Origin of the sequence: Pseudoalteromonas sp. 20-92 (genome assembly GCF_030847595.1) — a bacterium.
Classification (GTDB): Bacteria; Pseudomonadota; Gammaproteobacteria; order Enterobacterales; family Alteromonadaceae; genus Pseudoalteromonas; species Pseudoalteromonas fuliginea.
This window is the reverse complement of record NZ_JANJGQ010000002.1, coordinates 140,870-158,176: the sequence shown is the minus strand read 5'-3', so window position 1 is coordinate 158,176 and position 17,307 is coordinate 140,870. Positions and strand designations below refer to the sequence as shown.

The following is a 17,307-nucleotide window of genomic DNA, read 5'->3' as shown; positions in this document are numbered from 1 at the left end:
CGGCTTTTTTATAGGTTGCTAATCTTTCAAGGCTCTTCTGAGTATTTTACCTACATTAGTTTTAGGTAATTCATCCCTAAACTCAACGAGCTTGGGAACCTTATAATTAGTTAAATTATCACGACAGTGATTTATTATATCTTTTTCAGTCAAAGAAGGGTCTTTTTTTACAACAAAAACTTTAACTTGTTCACCGCTTGCATCATGTGGAATACCAATAGCTGCTACTTCAAGCACACCTTCGTGCATAGCGATAACTTCTTCAATTTCATTTGGGAAAACATTGAAACCAGAAACAATAATCATGTCTTTTTTACGATCGACAATAAAAAAGAAACCTTCCTCATCATAGGTTGCAATATCACCTGTTGCAAACCAACCATCTTTTAAACATTCAGCGGTTGCATCTGGTCGCTTGTAGTAACCAAGCATTACCTGAGGTCCCTTAACGCATAGCTCACCAGGCTCACCTTGTGCAGCCTCTTCACCATTATCAAGAATTAACTTTATATCAGTATTTGGCGCTGGTAAGCCAATAGAGCCGTTGTACGCTTTCAAATCGTAAGGACTGATAGTCACTAAAGGAGCACATTCAGTAAGGCCGTAGCCTTCCATTAATTTTGAGCCAGTTACTTTTTGCCATTTTTCAGCGACTGGACGTTGAACGGCCATACCGCCGCCTAATGACATTTTCAAATGGCTAAAATCAAGTTCAGCAAAACCTGGAGTATTTAACAAGCCATTAAATAACGTATTAACACCCGTAATGGCAGTAAATTTTGTTTGTCCTAATTCTTTAACAAACCCGGGCATATCGCGCGGATTAGTAATTAATAAGTTTAAACCACCATATTTCATAAAGGTTAAGCAGTTAGCCGTTAATGCAAAAATATGATAAAGCGGCAATGCGGTAACAACAACTTCTTTACCTCGTTCCAATACTTTATCTAAACAGCCCGATACTTGCTCAAGATTCCCCACCATATTACCGTGGCTCAACATTGCTCCTTTAGATACACCCGTTGTACCACCAGTGTATTGTAAAAAAGCTAAATCGCTTAAGTTCATTTCCGGGCGTTTATATGCATCTGCATCTGCTTCTAACAAGTCAGAAAACTTAATCGTATTAGGTAAATTGTATGTAGGCACCATTTTTTTAACGTGCTTAACAACAAAGTTTACTATGTGTTTTTTAAGGCCACCAACCAAATCGCCTACTTGCGTAACTACGATATGTTTAACATCAGTATGTGCAAGTGATTTTTCAAGCGTATCTGCAAAGTTTGCAAGAATAAAAATTGCGGTGGTATCAGAGTCTTTTAATTGATGCTCTAACTCACGCACGGTATAAAGTGGATTAACGTTAACAACCACACAACCCGCACGTAAAATACCTAAAATTGATATCGGCGTTTGCAATAAATTGGGCATCATAACAGCGACTTTGTCGCCTTTTTTGAGACCTAAATTATTTTGAATGTAAGAAGCAACTTTTTTGGTTGCTGTATCAATTTCGTCATAAGACAGTGTTTTACCCATATTAGTAAATGCAGGTAAATCTTTGTAGTCACTAAAACTTTTTTCGAACACTTCGAGTAACGAGTTGTAATGCTCAGGATCGATTGTTTCAGGCATACCCTCTGGGTAGCGCTTAAGCCAGATTTTTTCCACTCTTAGCCCCTGTTTATAATTATATTTTTATTAACCTTAATCTAAGTAAGGCACTTTAACAATTGAGCAAATACTCTAATGCGGGAATAATCCCACATTTATCGACAATATACAATTAACGTACACCACTTTGCACCATAAATGCTTGAATATATTCAAAACATTCGTTACTACTTTGCATATGACAATGATGTCCACCACCAACATTAATTACACTTAAGTCACTGTAATAACTAATATACTTAGCTAAATTCTGTTTTACAAACGTATAACCTTCATTACCTATAATTAATTGACATGGTGCAATTAAATCTTTTATTGCACCAATACATTGCGCTTCATCAAACCTAAAACCTGAATGATTTTTAAGCTTTGGGTCAGTCGTTAATTCAAACCCTCCATCGATTGCTTTTATGTTTCGATTCATTAAAAGCATAATTAGTTCATTATTCAAATCGGTAGTTTGTGAGCGTGCTTCATAAATTAGCGTTTTCGATTTATAAATTCTCGATTTCTTATTTTTTAATCTTGTTCTATTTAATACCGCGTTTTTTAACTGTTCGCATACATCTTGGCTAGGGGTTGTAACGCAGCCAATGCCTTCAATAAAGGTAACCGACTTAACATAATCGTTAAAACAGCTAGCAAAAAGTCCTGCCACCATGGCTCCCATCGAGTGACCAACTAAATGTACTTTTTTTACACCAAGCGCATTTATAAACTGGTATAAATCATCAATATAATCAACAAAATAATAGTGAGCATCTTGACTTCGCCAAGATGACAAACCGTGGCCTGCAAAGTCAATACAGTACCAAGTATGCTCAGGTTCAACGCCATCAAGCATAGGAGCAAAGCTATTACTATTATCGAGCCAACCGTGCAGTGCAATTACAACATCAGCGCCCGACCCTTTCTTTTGACCATGAATATTTAAATTGTTGGTTTGAATATTAAATGGCTGCACACCAAACCTCTTGTTGTTTTTAATGCATTGTCACTTATAGCATACAAGTTGTCAGACCACTAACATCTCCCTATTTGTTCAGCCTTGATGAGACTTTCACTCAATAAATAAAAAACAAAGTAACCATTAATTTTCAATAAGTTAAATAAACCCTAAATTTAAGAAAAGATCAACTTTCTAAAAACTAAACAGCGTTTTAATCTATTGCATGTTTTTATAAATAATAACGAGTATAAATACTGTGAATGACAGCTTTAATTACTATTTATAACCTATCGGCTTAAATAATCCACCTACCGAAATGGTTTCTTACAAATATTCATTTATTTATCATACTAAGTCTATACAATAAAAGCGGCTATTAAATAAGGTACACTCATAAGGTACAACCATGAAAAAACAGATCAGCTTATTGGCACTTTTATGCGCCACATCAGGTGTTTACGCAGAATCAGCACCTAAAAATGTAATTTATATGATTGGTGACGGCATGGGTCCAGCTTACACCACTGCTTATCGCTATTTTAAAGATGACCCTGCGACTAAAGAGATTGAAGGAACTGTTTTCGATACAATTTTGAAAGGTATGGCACATACTTATCCTGACGATCATACTTATGTAACCGACAGCGCAGCAGGTGCAACAGCACTGAGTAGCGGTCATAAAAGTTACAATGGCGCAATTGCAGTAGATACAGACAAAAAATCAGTTAAAACCATGCTTGAAATAGCAAAAGAGCGCGGTATGACAACAGCGCTTGTAGCAACATCACAAATAAATCATGCCACTCCAGCAAGCTTTGCTGCACATAATGAATCGCGTAATAACTACGACGATATCGCCAACGATTACATTGATAATAAAATTGTAGGTAAATTACCTGTCGATTTAATGCTCGGTGGTGGTACTCAATACTTTATTAGAGACGATCGTAATTTAGTTGATGAGTTTAAAGCTGCTGGTTATCAATACGGTGACGATATTAAAAACCTTGGCCAGATAACAAAAATACCAGCCATTGGCTTATACGCACCTAAAGGACTGCCTTTCGCACTTGATGAAAATCCAACTCGCCTAACTCAACTCACATCTAAAGCGCTCAAATTGCTAGATGACCAAAACAAGAATGGTTTTTTTGTAATGATTGAAGGCAGCCAAATTGATTGGTGTGGTCACGCAAACGATATAGCCTGTGCAATGGCTGAGATGGATGATTTTGCTAAATCAATAGAACAAGCAAAAGCGTATGTTGATAAAAACAAAGACACTATATTAGTCATAACGGCCGATCATTCAACAGGCGGTTTAACCCTTGGCGCACATGGTCAATACAAATGGGAAACTGATGTAGTAAAAGGTGTTAAAGCAACTGCTGGTAAACTAACTCAACTTTTACTGGATTCTGATGATTTAAAGCCAGTATGGACTGCTAACACCAATATTGAATTTACAACTGAAAATCAAATAAAACTTGAGCAAGCTAAAAAAATGGGTGAAAAAGCGCTTAATTTAGCTGTTAAAAGCATTATTAGCGATGCAAGCTTTACTGGCTGGACAACCGGCGGACACACCGCTGTAGACGTGCAGGTATTTGCTTATGGTAAAGGCAGTGAACAATTTATTGGATCGCAAAACAATACCGATATTGCTGATAAACTAATCGGCTTTATTGAAAAATAAAAATTGTATTTCATTTTGAATGACAAAAAGCCCGAACACATGTTCGGGCTTTTTATTAAATCTTATAGCTATATTCAAGTAAAGCGCGGTAATGCACTTTAAGCGTATATATCAACGCCTATTAAATTTTGTACTTCTGCTCTGCGTTCTAAATTAGCAAATTCAGTATAAGTAGAAATCGCTTTGCTTACTTGAGCTGTCGGTTGGTCGTAAATTGTTTGCCTGTACTCATTGCTTTTAGCACTGCTTTTAAACAGCTGATTAGCCAGTTCAACACCCTCGACACTGCTTTTTACATAATCGGTATTCGTTTTTTTAGCAGCCGGTTGGTCTAATAAGCTCTGTGGTTTATTAGTAACAACTTTGGTAGAGCTAACCCTACCCGGAATATCTCCGGTAAAAAAACCTGAACCAATAGGCAGCGTCATTACGCGTCTCCAACCTTAATAATGCATAAAATTATGATTTAAAAACAACCAATTTGCAAATAATATGATTACTCACGTCCTGGTAGCTTTTTCCAAGTCACCGTATCGCGCACATATTTAGGTTGAGCGTCGCTCGCTTTTACAACATCACCCGCTAAAAACGCGGCTTCAACATGCGCTAGCATATAACGTGCATCGGGTAATGTAATTTCACTATTAATTGTCACATTTTCAAAGTCATTAAGCGCATCAGGATAGGTTTTAAAACCCGTGCCCACCGCTACAGATGGCTCAGTGGTTGCTATATAATCATTATTTAGTAAATCAGGTTTTATAACGCATTCTTGGTTAACTAAAAGCATTAAATTATTTTGCGCTTGGTAATGGGCAAAATATATTTCACCCATACGCGCATCTATACTTGGGTAAACACTAAGACTGCCGTTTTGTTCAAACGCTTGTTGCGCCATAATAGCCAGTGTCGAAACACCAACAAGCGGTAAGTTAGTTGAGTACGCTAAACCCTGCGCTATTGCTACACTAATACGTACACCAGTGAAACTACCTGGCCCTTGGCCAAAACCGATTACATCTAAATCTTTTAATTTGCAGTTTGCTTTAGTTAACAGCTCATCCACGAGTGGAAGTATTTTTTGGCTGTGCTGCTGCGGACACTCTTCAAAATGATGAAATGTTTGGCCCTGAAAATGTAAAACAATTGAAAGCGCCTCAGTAGAAGCATCAAGGGCTAGAATGTTACTTTTTATCATTTTATTACTCTAATTAATTTGTTGTAAAAATTTATTGGCATCTTCTAAACTTCGTGTTCGGCGCATTGGCGGTAAGCTTTTTAAAAATACTTGGCCATATTGTCGTGTAACTAAGCGATTATCACATATGACAAGTACACCTTTATCTTTGCTATCGCGTATTAAACGCCCAACACCTTGTTTAAGTGCAATAACAGCTTGTGGCAATTGTATATGCGCAAAAGGGTCTTTGCCCTGCATTTGGCAATCTTGCATTTTAGCTTGTAATAATGGGTCATCGGGTGCTGCAAATGGCAATTTATCAATAATAACACAACTTAACGTACTGCCGCGTACATCAACACCTTCCCAAAAAGAAGCAGTGCCGAGTAATACCGCATTACCATGGCGGGTAAATTTCTCTAAAATAATACGCTTAGACATTTGCCCTTGCATATAAACTGGGTAGTCTATTTGTGTAGTTAGCCCTTCGGCTACCAAATGCATCATTCGATAGCTAGTAAATAATACAAAACAACGCCCTTGTGCTGATTTTATAAGCTCAAGCGTTAATTTTACAATTGCATGGGGCATATTATCAGCGTGTGATTCGGGTAAGTAGCGAGGTAAACACAGCAGCGCCTGATTAGGGTAATCAAATGGGCTATCTACCATCATGCTTTGTTTTGGTTTTAAACCTAGGCTTGCATTAAAATGCGCTAGTTTGTTGTCAACCGAGAGTGTTGCTGAAGTGAATACAAAACCTGCGCCCGTGTCTTGCATCATTTGAGCAAACTTAGCTGATACATTTAATGGCGTTATATTAATTGTTAAATAACGGCGCGTTGTTTCATACCAATAACTAAAGCCGGTTTGGGCTGTATCAAAAACCCGCTCTAACTGCCCTTTAAACGCAAGTGCACGTTCAAATGGATGCTCAATTTTGTCGCTTCTATCTAGGCAAAGCTTAAGTACTTGGTAAACAAAATCTAAATCACTGATCACACGATGAAGTGCTGCGCATATTTGTTTATCACTGAGCTTTTCACGCCAATCGCCACGGCTGCCATCAACGCCAAACTGTAATCGTAAATCAGCAACGCTTGTCTCAAGCTTATTTAAGCTTTTACCGAGCTGCAGCATATCGGGAATTTCGGCTCTATAAATAGCACGTAAGTCATTAATTAAGTCCACCAGCTTTTTAGTGCTAACACTTTCACCAAAGTAATCGCTGGCAATTTCGCTTAACTGATGGGCTTCATCAAATATGTAATCATCTGCTTTTGGCATAAGCTCAGCGAAGCCGCTTTCTTTTACGGCCATATCGGCAAAAAACAAATGATGGTTAATCACGACAACATCGGCATCGGCCGCAGTTAAACGTGCTTTGCGTATATAACAACTTTGAAAGTCTGGGCATTCTTTACCTAAACAATTATCGGCTGTTGAATTTACATAAGGCAGTACTTTGGCATCATCCTCTATACCAATACAATCAGCTAAATCGCCTGATTGCGTTTCGCTGGCAAATTTAGCAACCATGGCTAGTTGATGCATAACATCAGAGTCGTCCGTAGGTACATGTGCAACATGCTGATTAAGCCTGTATGTACATAGATAGTTTGCACGACCTTTTAATAGGGCCGTTTTTTTAGAGGCGCTGAGCGCTTTAACTAATTGAGGTAAATCGCGATGGTACAGCTGCTCTTGTAGGGCTTTAGAGCCTGTCGATATTATCGTTCGGCCTTTTGATTTAAGTGCTGGGGCTAAATATGCAAACGTTTTACCCGTACCAGTACCGGCTTCAACGACCAATTGCGAACTGTTTTTTAATGCATCAGCAACGGCGACAGCCATATCTATTTGAGGTTGGCGAGGAGTGTATCCATCTAAAGACAACGCCAAAGGCCCGGTTGCGCTAAACAGTTGTTTGATAATACCAATCACTTTACAATAAATAATAGCGGGATTTTACGTAAGCTAAACATCAAGGGCAAGTAATTAAGTAATCGGTTTGAGTATATAAATAAGGGAGCAGAGCTCCCATTAGTTATTATTGCGCATTTATAGTTAAGGTTATTCCACTAGCTGCGCTGTACCCCTTTAAGTCAATATACCACTTGCCCGCTTGCGGGCTGGTAATACTACACGTTTCAGCATTACCATTTTTATACGGTCTACATTGATATACAGATTCAGTTGATTGACTGGCAAAATTCACATATAAATCGGCATCGCCTGAGCCACCAGCCATAGTTATATTTAAAGAGGAATACCCAGCTTCTAAGTCTTGTGTAAACCGCCCCCAATCTCCCGTAGCAACACTAATATCAGTTTCTGTTCGATTAATGGGTTCAATCGCTGTTGTTTCACTATAACTGGCAATAAGAGAAACATTAGCAATAGCGTTCCATGCTTCTACCATAACGTAATAAATACCGTTTTGGGCACTCGCAATATCACAACTTTCATTGCTCGATGATGTTGTACTTTTACAATCAAAATTTTCTAATGTAGGCGCTGTATTAAATTTAACATATAGGTCTGCATCACCACTGCCCCCTGAGGTAGTAAAGTTTAAGTTACTTGCATTATCAGGTACCTGTAGCGTATAGATAAGCTGCGCTTTAGCATCACCTGCAAGGCCAGAAACTGCAACACCATTTTGTAACTCATTATTAGCTGGTGGCACTATATCACCAGCATTTTTTGCCATTTCAGCTAAATAACTCACAGCAAGTTTTGCAAATTTACTAGCGTGGTCAGCATCAAAATTAGCGTCATTCTGTGTATGAATTAACGGATTAATATCAGCCATCCTAGATTCAAATGGCATTGATGCTGCAAAGCCTTGTTGATACCATGATGCATGATCAGAACACCCATACCCACATTGGTCAAAACCATAGGTAATGCTAGGTAAGTAGGTATCAATTAACTGACCTAAAAATTGGTTTTGAGCATTTGTAGTGTAATCAGTCATCATTACAATATCTTCGCTACTGCCATTGTTTCCAGTCATATCAAATTGCACCATGCCGATCACATTTTTTCCTTGTGATTTATAAGATGAAGCAATATCTTTTGAACCTCTTAAACCAACTTCCTCTGCAGCAAAAGCCATTATATGAATTGTTTTTTGCGGTTTATAATCATTTTCAACAATCGATCTTAACACTTCAGATAATACAGCAATCCCCGATGCATTATCATCAGCCCCTGGTGAGCGACCGTTGCTTGGATTTGATTGATTAATTGAGTCTAAATGCCCACCAATAATGACAATTTCATCAGCCTCTTCATCTCCTGCAATAGTAACAATGACCGACGACTGCGCCCAGCTATGAGTAAAGTAATCAACATTTATATCATTACGTGTAGCTGCTAACTGTTGCCAGTAATCTTTTAGCCATTGTGAGGCATCTACCCCAGTTTGAGCCGTGTAATAGCGATTATAAAAGCTACTCATCGAATTAACTGTGTTCGTCAAATTATTTGGACTAATACTATTTATTAATTGCTGAGTTGTTTGCGGATTGTCAATGCTATATGTAGCAGCTAACGCACTTAGATTTTGATTTTGAACGGCAGCTAACTGCTGAGTGTATTCATTAGCCTCGATTAACGAATCATGAGCAACAAACCCTCCACAGCGATGATAATTATCATGCATAAACTCACTTAAATGAGCAATATTTGCAGGCCTTATTTTTAACAAATTCACTGTTTGTAATGTTGTATCTTGTATACTCAATAATTCATCATTTGGTTTAAGCGAGTTTTGAACCTGTTTATAATGTTTGGCTGCAACGGGATCTATCGTTACCCAAACACTTTCAGTATCTTGTGCGTATGAGGGTTGGGTAAGTAATAAAGTACTAGCACTGAATAGCATAATTTTTATCGCGTGTTTCATTAATTGATACCTTTTAAGTCGAGTAATGCCTTTGAGACGAGGAAGTTTTGAAAAATAAAAAAGGGAGCGAATGCTCCCTAGAAATTAACTTAATTGGCTGAAATACTTAATGTTATACCGCTTGCCGCGCTATAACCTTGTAAGTCTATATACCATGTACCTGCTTGAGGATTTTCTATCGTACACGTTTCAACGTTTCCATTTTTATATGGGCGGCACTCATAAGAGCTAGTACTAGATGCTGAACCAAAATTTACATATAAATCAGCATCACCAGAACCACCGGCCATTGAAATATCGAGTGAAGAATACCCTGCATCTAAATTTTGCGTAAAGCGTGTCCAACCACCTGAAGCAACGCTCACATTGCTTTCTGTACGGTTAATTGGCGAAACACCTCCGCCAGTAGACCCGTCATAACTACCTGTTAATGAAACCCCTGAAATAGCATTCCATGCCTCTACCATAACGTAGTATGTACCCGCTTGAGCACTACCTATAGAGCAGCTTTCAGTACTTGTAGAAGTTGTACTGTTGCAATCATAAGTGCTAAGTGTCGGTTTGCTTCCAAATCGTACGTATAAATCTGCATCACCAGAGCCGCCATTAGTATTAAATACTAAATTGCTAGCACCCGCTGGTACATCAAGTGTAAAAAACAACTGCTCTTTAGCTGAGCCACTTATACCAGTACGAGTAACGCCATTAGATAACGCTTCATCTTCCGCTGGCGGAGTGGTTGTGCCACATGAACTACCCGAACTTAAATTAGAGTTTACGCCAACAGCACTTAGAGCTGCTTTAACAGCACTTGGATCGTAATTTAAATCACAAGCTGCATCCATAACGCCGTTACCAGCAAGATCCCAGTTAGTGCTTGCAGTCCAATATAATTGGTTTGCACGTGCCATCACTTTAAATGCCTTTTCAGTATCCCAACCAGATGTAGTTGCTAAGTTATAAAATGCTTTATTAAACACCCCAGAACTATAATGAACATCCATTCCTGAAGAGTAGCTTGATTGATTATCAATTGATCTACCATCTTGTGTTGGATTATTCATGTAACGAAGAGCACCGTTGCCTTTAAATATATCTTTACCAACTAACCAATCGTTTGTGCCTTTCATGTAAAATTCAGCCGCTTCACCAGCCATATCAGAGAATGCTTCGTTTAAACCACCTGACTTTCCACTGTAAACTAAACCTGAGTTTTGCTCAGTAAAGCCGTGGCTTACTTCATGAGCTGATACGTCTAGGCTAACAAGTGGATAAAACGTATTTTGGCCATCACCAAAGGTCATCGCACTGCCATCCCAAAATGCATTTTCATAGTTACTACTATAGTGAACTCGCATTTGCAGTTGGAATGAAAGCGGCGGCGTACCAATCCAATCGTTATACATATTAAAAATTACGTTACCAAAATAATGTGCATCATTAAGTGGCGAATAGGCACCATTAATTTCTTTAAAGGTATTTTCAGGACATGTAAATGAATATGCACTTGAGCCACTAGTACCACCATTTAGGTTAATGGTTTTTACATTTGTGGTATTCATTGAACAGTTATTGCCCGTCTGACTTACATTTAAGCTGTCAAAATCAGTGCCATAAATGTATTTCCCGGTTTTTAGATTACCACCTGGGCCTGTCGCATCAGCATGTTGAAGGTTATCAAAGCTAAAAAGTACATCTCCAGAATTTGCATCTATGATTTGATATGGACGTGATGGGTTACTTCCGTAAGTAACATAAGACACTTCATAAACCAAATGCGCTTCACCTTGCTCATCAACCCAAATGGCTAATTGTGATTTTTCATTATGTTTTTCTAAGCCAACAGACTTTATCGCTGCAGATGATTTTTGCAATCCCTTAGCTACTGCCAATTTTTGATTTAACTTTGGAGTAACTGTGTCAATATCGCTTGATATATCATATACAGCAGCACCATGAGCACGTTTAAGTTGCCCATTATTGTTAAACGTCAAGCTCACCGTATCTCCAATTACCGGTAATCCATTATATACTTGTTGATAACGACGAGTTGTATCACCGTTATTACTTTTTATTTCTTTTAATACAACCAGCTCATTTCCTGCCTCTAAACCTACTAACTGATCAGGGCTAACCATCAATACAGAAGACACACCATTTTGTGCTGAATTATTTATATTTGCTTGTTGATTTAAATATTTTTTATTTGCAGCTACTGCGCTTGTTGCTTGTACCAAAGTAAAAGCAGCAAGTGTTGCTATTGTGATTTTTGATAAATTCACGTTTACGCTCCATTTGTTTATTTGTTTGAATATACTTTTATTAATCGGTACATCTTGTTCCCGATTAAAGCAATCCTAGGCTACAAATCACACAATTGAAAATGAAACAAAAAATTTACAATTAAAGTATTAAAAAATAAATTAAAAGACTTTAATTCAACAACTTAATAAAAACCCACTAAATATTAAAAACATTTAATTAACACAATGTAAACATTTATTTACTTTGAGTAACATATTGAAATAAAAATAATACAATTAAGTGTATAAATTTAATAAAGTGATTTTTACAATACAAACACTATTAAATTTAACAAAAGGCCTAAAAAAACAAACCTATTTTTAAAGGCGCGGCTGAAGCTTTAACATCTTTAATTTCTTATTTACCAAAACTATTTTTATTAAAAATAAAAATACAAATTGTCTAACAAACACTGTGACATAGCTATATCTCGGGAGTAACATAGGCATGTTTAGATCCCGCTTAACCATATGTTTTTCTCGTTAATTAAGGTTATTAAATGAATGCTTGGTACCTCATTTGTTTTCTCTCTGCACTTGCTATTTTTATTGCTTTTGCAAATCAATACATCCTCAAAATGCAAACTACTATTGCAATAACTACAGGCTCGGTTGTTATTTCTTTACTTTTGATTGTTGCAGTAAAATTATTAGGCGATCAGAACGCACTTGAAATGACAAAAATCGTCTCGAGTATTAACTTTAACGAATTACTCCTCAAAGGTATGTTAGGTTTCTTGCTTTATGCAGGTGCACTGGAAATAAACCTGTTAGCACTTAGAAAACAACGCTGGGAAATAACGGTGTTGGTACTGTTTTCCACTCTTGTTTCTACTTTTATTGTTGGCTACTTAAGCTTTTACTTATTTGCTTTTCTTGGCTGGCCAGTGCCTTTTATTTATTGTTTATTATTTGGTGCGCTTATTAGCCCAACCGACCCTATTGCTGTACTTGCTATTATTAAACAAATGCGAGCGCCAGAAGGAATCTCAGTTCAAGTAGAAGGTGAGTCGCTATTTAACGACGGTATTGGTTTAGTAATATTTACGACCATTTTTTCGGTTGCTTTTTATGGCACCGATGCACAATTTGGCGATATAGCAGAACTCTTTTTTGTAGACGCCCTAGGCGGTATTGCGTTTGGTTTGGTTATCGCTTTGGTTGGCCACTTTTTAATTATTAACAGCCGCGATGTAAATATTCGTTTATTGATAACCTTAACTATTCCTACTGCAGGTTTTGCTGCTGCAAATATTTGGGAAATATCAGGCGCACTTGCCATGGTAACGAGCGGCATATTAATGGGTAACATTACTCGTACTAAAGCAACCGAGCGCACGGGGCCTGAAGATACTCGTTACGTAAAAGATTTTTGGCATGCAACCGATAGCTTTTTAAATGCCCTACTGTTTTTAATAATAGGTATGCTAATTGTGACTATGCCTATTACAATCGGGGAAATTGGCTTAGGGTTGTTAATGGTACCGGCTGTATTACTAGCGCGTTTTATAAGTGTTGGAGCACCGTTTATTATCTTTAAACGCTTTAGAACTTACGACAAGCACAGTGTTAAAATATTAACTTGGGGTGGTTTACGTGGCGGACTTGCACTTGCAATGGCGGCAGCAATCCCTCGCGAGCAAGTTTTTGTAGGCGGCTCTGACTTACACAACCTTATTGTTATTGTTACTTACGTTGTGGTTATATTTTCTATTATTGTACAAGGTTTAACTATCTCGCCGCTTATTCAAAGCAGCATTAAGTCAGCTGAGCAAGCAAAGTAATAAATGCTTTGTGAGCAATCAAATCAGTAACCAAGTTATTATATAAATCACTTGGTTACTGTTACTCTCGTGTTACAAAAACACTTTAAAGTTCTATAAATTGTTATCCTTTTTATTTATCTGCTTTGTTTAAATTAATCCGCTTGAAATACAAATGAAAACAATTATAATTTTGGCTTTTCCTCTGTAGGGCTTTTCAATGTCCAAAAATAATTCTCACGTGTTTTTTAATTTTGTATCTCTAGGCAAACATCAATTTCATTGTTTTTTTGTGTTTTTTATAATGGCTATGGCAAGCTTTAATGTGTCGGCCTCACCTAATGAGCAAACAAAAATAAAACAAATTGCACAGCTTGCAGAGTATGTAGGTGTAGATTACGTGGCAGCTGTTGGAAATGGTGAAATACTAGACCCTGACGAATATCAAGAAATGACTGAATTTTCGCACGTCATTATTGAGCAAGCTGGACAGCTATCAAGCCAAACCAATGAGTTTGATACAGTAAAGGCACAAGCTAAAGCACTGCATACAGCGATTGCTAATAAAGCGAGTGTTGTAGATGTACGTGCAGCAAGCTCAGCACTTCGTGAGTCACTACTTACCTTTATGCCGCAATTATCGTTACCTACATCACTACTTCCCGTTGAGCAAACCAAAGCGCTTTTTGCTGCTAACTGTTCAATGTGCCACGGCCCAAATGGTCAAGGCGACGGCCCGCTTGCAAAAAACTTATCGCCAGAGCCTACCAACTTTACCGATGAAGAACGCGCAACAAACCGCTCTTTAATGGGGTTGTTTGACGCTATAAGTAACGGCATTGACGACACACCTATGGTTGCTTTTACCCAATTTAATGAACAACAACGATGGTCTTTAGCTTTTTATGTAGGTAGCTTGGCATTTAAAGATGTTCAAAAACCACAAACTGTAGAACAAAACATTACCGCTTCGCAGATTGTAAACCTAAACCCCGCACAATTATCGGCAGGTCAAAGTGAAGCACAAGCACATTACGTTAAATGGCTTCGTGGTAATCCAGAGCAATTATTTAGCGCTAACAAAAATCCGATAACAGTTACTCGCACGCAGTTACTTGCAGCGCAAGCAGCGCATGCTAAAGGCAATTACTCACAAGCAAGTGATTTAGCAATTAGCGCATACTTAGATGGCTTTGAGCTTGTTGAAAACAACTTAAATGCCTACGATGAAACACTGCGTAAAAACATCGAAGTACAACTGATGAACCTGCGCCAAACATTCAAAAACGAAAAAGATACGGCTGTTGTTGCCGAAAAAGTAAGTGCCGCACTAACTCAACTCGCTAAAGCAGATAGCATGCTAAACGAAACTAAGCTAACTGACGGCGCGCTACTCTCAGCAAGTTTAGTTATATTACTGCGAGAAGGCTTAGAAGCACTCTTAGTTATTATTGCCCTTATGACTGTGCTTATTAAAACTAAACGCAAAGATGCGCTAAAATATGTACATATTGGTTGGATAACAGCACTTATTGCTGGTGGTTTAACGTGGGCTGCTGCGCAAACATTAATAGAAATAAGTGGTGCGAGCCGCGAAGTAATGGAAGGTGTTGGCGCATTGTTTGCCGCTGTAATTTTACTGTATGTTGGCGTATGGATGCACAGTAAAACAAGTGCGCAGCAATGGCAAAAATACATAAAAGACAATATAGATAAGCGCCTTGAGTCGGGTACATTATGGGGATTAGCGGGGCTTTCTTTTATTGCCGTATACCGAGAAGTATTCGAAACCGTATTGTTTTATCAGTCACTATTAACGCAAAGCTCACCTGCTCAATATTCATCTATTGCATCGGGTTTTGCGATAGCTATAGCAATACTGGCTATTATTACGTGGGTATTAATTAAATACTCAATTAAATTACCGGTGGCTAAGTTTTTTGCCATTACCACTTACCTATTATTTGCACTCTCGTTTGTGCTTATGGGCAAAGCTGTTATTGCATTACAAGAGGCCGATATAATAGGTATTGCGTCGCTACCAATAAGCTTTGATATAGCATGGCTTGGTATTAAGTCAACATGGCAAGGTATTATAGCTCAGGTATGTGTGTTCGCTATATTTAGCTTTTATATATTTAAAAGCAAAAACCAAGAGTAATGCCTATCTGCTTAAGAGTTTAAGCTAATTGGCATAAGCAAAATACATAGTAAAAAGGCCCGCAAGGGCCTTTTTGAGTTAATTGCTTATGTATTTAGTAAAGTTGGTATTATCAAGCCCATGTATCTAAATGGGGGTTTTCGTCATCGTCTACGTTAGACTTTTTTTTACTATTTTGATCATCAAGCATATTGAGCTTTTTCTTTTTTTGTAACTCACGCCTTTTTTTATTCTCTAGTTCAACTTTTTCAGTAGCCGATCCACTTTGCACACCCGCAATATGGAAAGCGCCTTTTGACTCAACTTCTAGCCTGGTGATTCTTCCTAAATAAGGGATCATGATATCCATACGTACTTCCTTATTTAACTGTTTGATTATCAAAATGCTAAATTTGAATGATAAACAAACAATTATTCGCTAAAATTGCGCTTATTATCTTAATATTATCGACAGTTATAACATATGCTTTAATTAAGCTAAAAAAAACTTGCCATAATATAGCTGTTTATGTTTTTATGAATGCGAAATTTATTTAAACAGATAACAACTGCACGTTAACAAAGCAACGGGCAGTTATATAGGATAAAAAATGCGCTTAAACCTGACAACAGTACATCATCACCACCATTCACCGGAATAACCTGTCAGGTCTTTCGCTGAGAGGTTATTCCTAAAAGGAACCTCTGGCGATTCAAATAACATTGATTCATTTTCGCCCTGAGGTTCCCCTCGGGGTTTTTAGTTTTTAAATTAAAGGAAAATGAATAATGAACAACAGTAATCGTCTACGTATCGCCATCCAAAAAGGCGGCCGCCTATCTAAAGATTGTCAAGATCTACTAAAACAGTTAGGTGTTAAACTTAACCTTCGTGAACAACGCTTAATTGCACACTCAACTAATATGCCAATTGACGTACTACGTGTGCGCGATGACGATATTCCGGGTTTAGTAATGGACGGTGTATGTGACTTAGGTATTGTTGGCGAAAACGTACTAGTAGAAGTTCAAGCAGAACGTGAACGTCAAGGTGTTCCCAGCGAAGTAAACAAACTTTCAAAACTAGATTTTGGTTATTGTCGTCTTGCACTTGCATGGCCACAAGAGCTAGGCGCTCGCGATAAGAGCTGGTTTGAAGGCAAACGTATTGCAACTACCTACCCAGAAATTTTAACTCAGTGGTTAAAGCGCGAAGGCATTAACGCAAGTACAGTAATGCTTACTGGCTCTGTTGAAGTAGCACCACGTGCGGGTTTATCTGATGCAATTTGTGATTTAGTATCTACTGGCGCAACACTTGAAGCTAACGGCTTAATTCAAGGTGATACAATTTTAGAATCAAACGCATGTTTAATTCAAAATAAAGATCTTCAAGATGCTGACAAACTAGCACTAATCAATAAGCTTATGCCGCGCCTACGTGGTGTTAGACAAGCTAAAGAAAGCAAATACATCATGCTACACGCACCAAAAAACAAACTTGATGAAATTTGTGAAATTTTACCTGGTTCTGGTCAACCGACTCTACTTGCCCTTGCGGGTAATGAAGAATACGTAGCACTGCACATGGTAAGCAGCGAAACATTATTTTGGGAAACAATGGAGCAGTTAAAAGCCCTAGGCGCTAACTCTATTTTAGTTATGCCAATTGAAAAAATGATGGAGTAA

Annotated in this window: 12 protein-coding genes; 4 read left to right on the top strand and 8 right to left on the bottom strand. The window is 37.9% G+C overall.

Annotation, left to right across the window (positions count from 1 at the left end; genetic code table 11):
• Positions 1-18 precede the first annotated feature (18 nt).
• Both fadD and NRL14_RS02670 read right to left on the bottom strand, forming a co-directional pair.
• Positions 19-1,671 carry a long-chain-fatty-acid--CoA ligase FadD gene (gene fadD / locus NRL14_RS02675; RefSeq protein WP_033039982.1) on the bottom strand — a complete coding sequence of 551 codons (1,653 nt, stop codon included), beginning with the start codon at positions 1,669-1,671 and terminating at the stop codon, positions 19-21.
• 115 nt (positions 1,672-1,786) lie between these two features.
• The gene (locus tag NRL14_RS02670) at positions 1,787-2,638 is read right to left on the bottom strand and encodes an alpha/beta hydrolase (protein WP_306723928.1); all 852 of its coding nucleotides are present in this window, start codon (positions 2,636-2,638) and stop codon (positions 1,787-1,789) included.
• A 391-nt stretch (positions 2,639-3,029) separates the two neighbouring features.
• On the opposite strand from NRL14_RS02670, the gene NRL14_RS02665 reads away from it, so the two are divergent.
• Positions 3,030-4,319 carry an alkaline phosphatase gene (locus NRL14_RS02665; RefSeq protein WP_306723927.1) on the top strand — a complete coding sequence of 430 codons (1,290 nt, stop codon included), beginning with the start codon at positions 3,030-3,032 and terminating at the stop codon, positions 4,317-4,319.
• Between the two features lie 98 nt (positions 4,320-4,417).
• Here NRL14_RS02665 and NRL14_RS02660 read toward each other — a convergent pair whose 3' ends face one another.
• The 5 genes from NRL14_RS02660 to NRL14_RS02640 all read right to left on the bottom strand — a co-directional run bounded on the left by NRL14_RS02660 (position 4,418) and on the right by NRL14_RS02640 (position 11,694).
• Positions 4,418-4,747, bottom strand: coding sequence for a hypothetical protein (locus NRL14_RS02660; RefSeq protein ID WP_033029686.1), 330 nt, complete (start codon positions 4,745-4,747; stop codon positions 4,418-4,420).
• Between the two features lie 68 nt (positions 4,748-4,815).
• Positions 4,816-5,517 (bottom strand): tRNA (adenosine(37)-N6)-threonylcarbamoyltransferase complex dimerization subunit type 1 TsaB, encoded by a 702-nt coding sequence (gene tsaB, locus NRL14_RS02655; protein WP_149606784.1) that lies wholly within the window; start codon positions 5,515-5,517, stop codon positions 4,816-4,818.
• Between the two features lie 9 nt (positions 5,518-5,526).
• Positions 5,527-7,443, bottom strand: coding sequence for an ATP-dependent DNA helicase (locus NRL14_RS02650; protein ID WP_306723926.1), 1,917 nt, complete (start codon positions 7,441-7,443; stop codon positions 5,527-5,529).
• 106 nt (positions 7,444-7,549) lie between these two features.
• A complete protein-coding gene (locus NRL14_RS02645; RefSeq protein ID WP_306723925.1) occupies positions 7,550-9,412 on the bottom strand; it encodes a M28 family metallopeptidase in 1,863 nt (620 codons plus the stop codon).
• Positions 9,413-9,501: 89 nt separating this feature from the next.
• The gene (locus NRL14_RS02640) at positions 9,502-11,694 is read right to left on the bottom strand and encodes a M4 family metallopeptidase (RefSeq protein ID WP_008138583.1); all 2,193 of its coding nucleotides are present in this window, start codon (positions 11,692-11,694) and stop codon (positions 9,502-9,504) included.
• A gap of 521 nt (positions 11,695-12,215) precedes the next feature.
• Here NRL14_RS02640 and NRL14_RS02635 point away from each other — a divergent pair.
• Together NRL14_RS02635 and NRL14_RS02630 are read left to right on the top strand one after the other, a co-directional pair.
• A complete protein-coding gene (locus tag NRL14_RS02635) occupies positions 12,216-13,499 on the top strand; it encodes a sodium:proton antiporter (RefSeq protein WP_306723924.1) in 1,284 nt (427 codons plus the stop codon).
• A gap of 283 nt (positions 13,500-13,782) precedes the next feature.
• Positions 13,783-15,639: a cytochrome c/FTR1 family iron permease gene (locus NRL14_RS02630; protein WP_306724045.1), complete on the top strand. Its 1,857-nt coding sequence runs from the start codon at positions 13,783-13,785 to the stop codon at positions 15,637-15,639.
• Positions 15,640-15,751: 112 nt separating this feature from the next.
• Here NRL14_RS02630 and NRL14_RS02625 read toward each other — a convergent pair whose 3' ends face one another.
• Positions 15,752-15,988: a hypothetical protein gene (locus NRL14_RS02625; RefSeq protein WP_306723923.1), complete on the bottom strand. Its 237-nt coding sequence runs from the start codon at positions 15,986-15,988 to the stop codon at positions 15,752-15,754.
• Positions 15,989-16,407: 419 nt separating this feature from the next.
• Between NRL14_RS02625 and hisG the strand changes: the two genes are divergently transcribed.
• The gene (hisG, locus tag NRL14_RS02620) at positions 16,408-17,307 is read left to right on the top strand and encodes an ATP phosphoribosyltransferase (RefSeq protein WP_007376294.1); all 900 of its coding nucleotides are present in this window, start codon (positions 16,408-16,410) and stop codon (positions 17,305-17,307) included.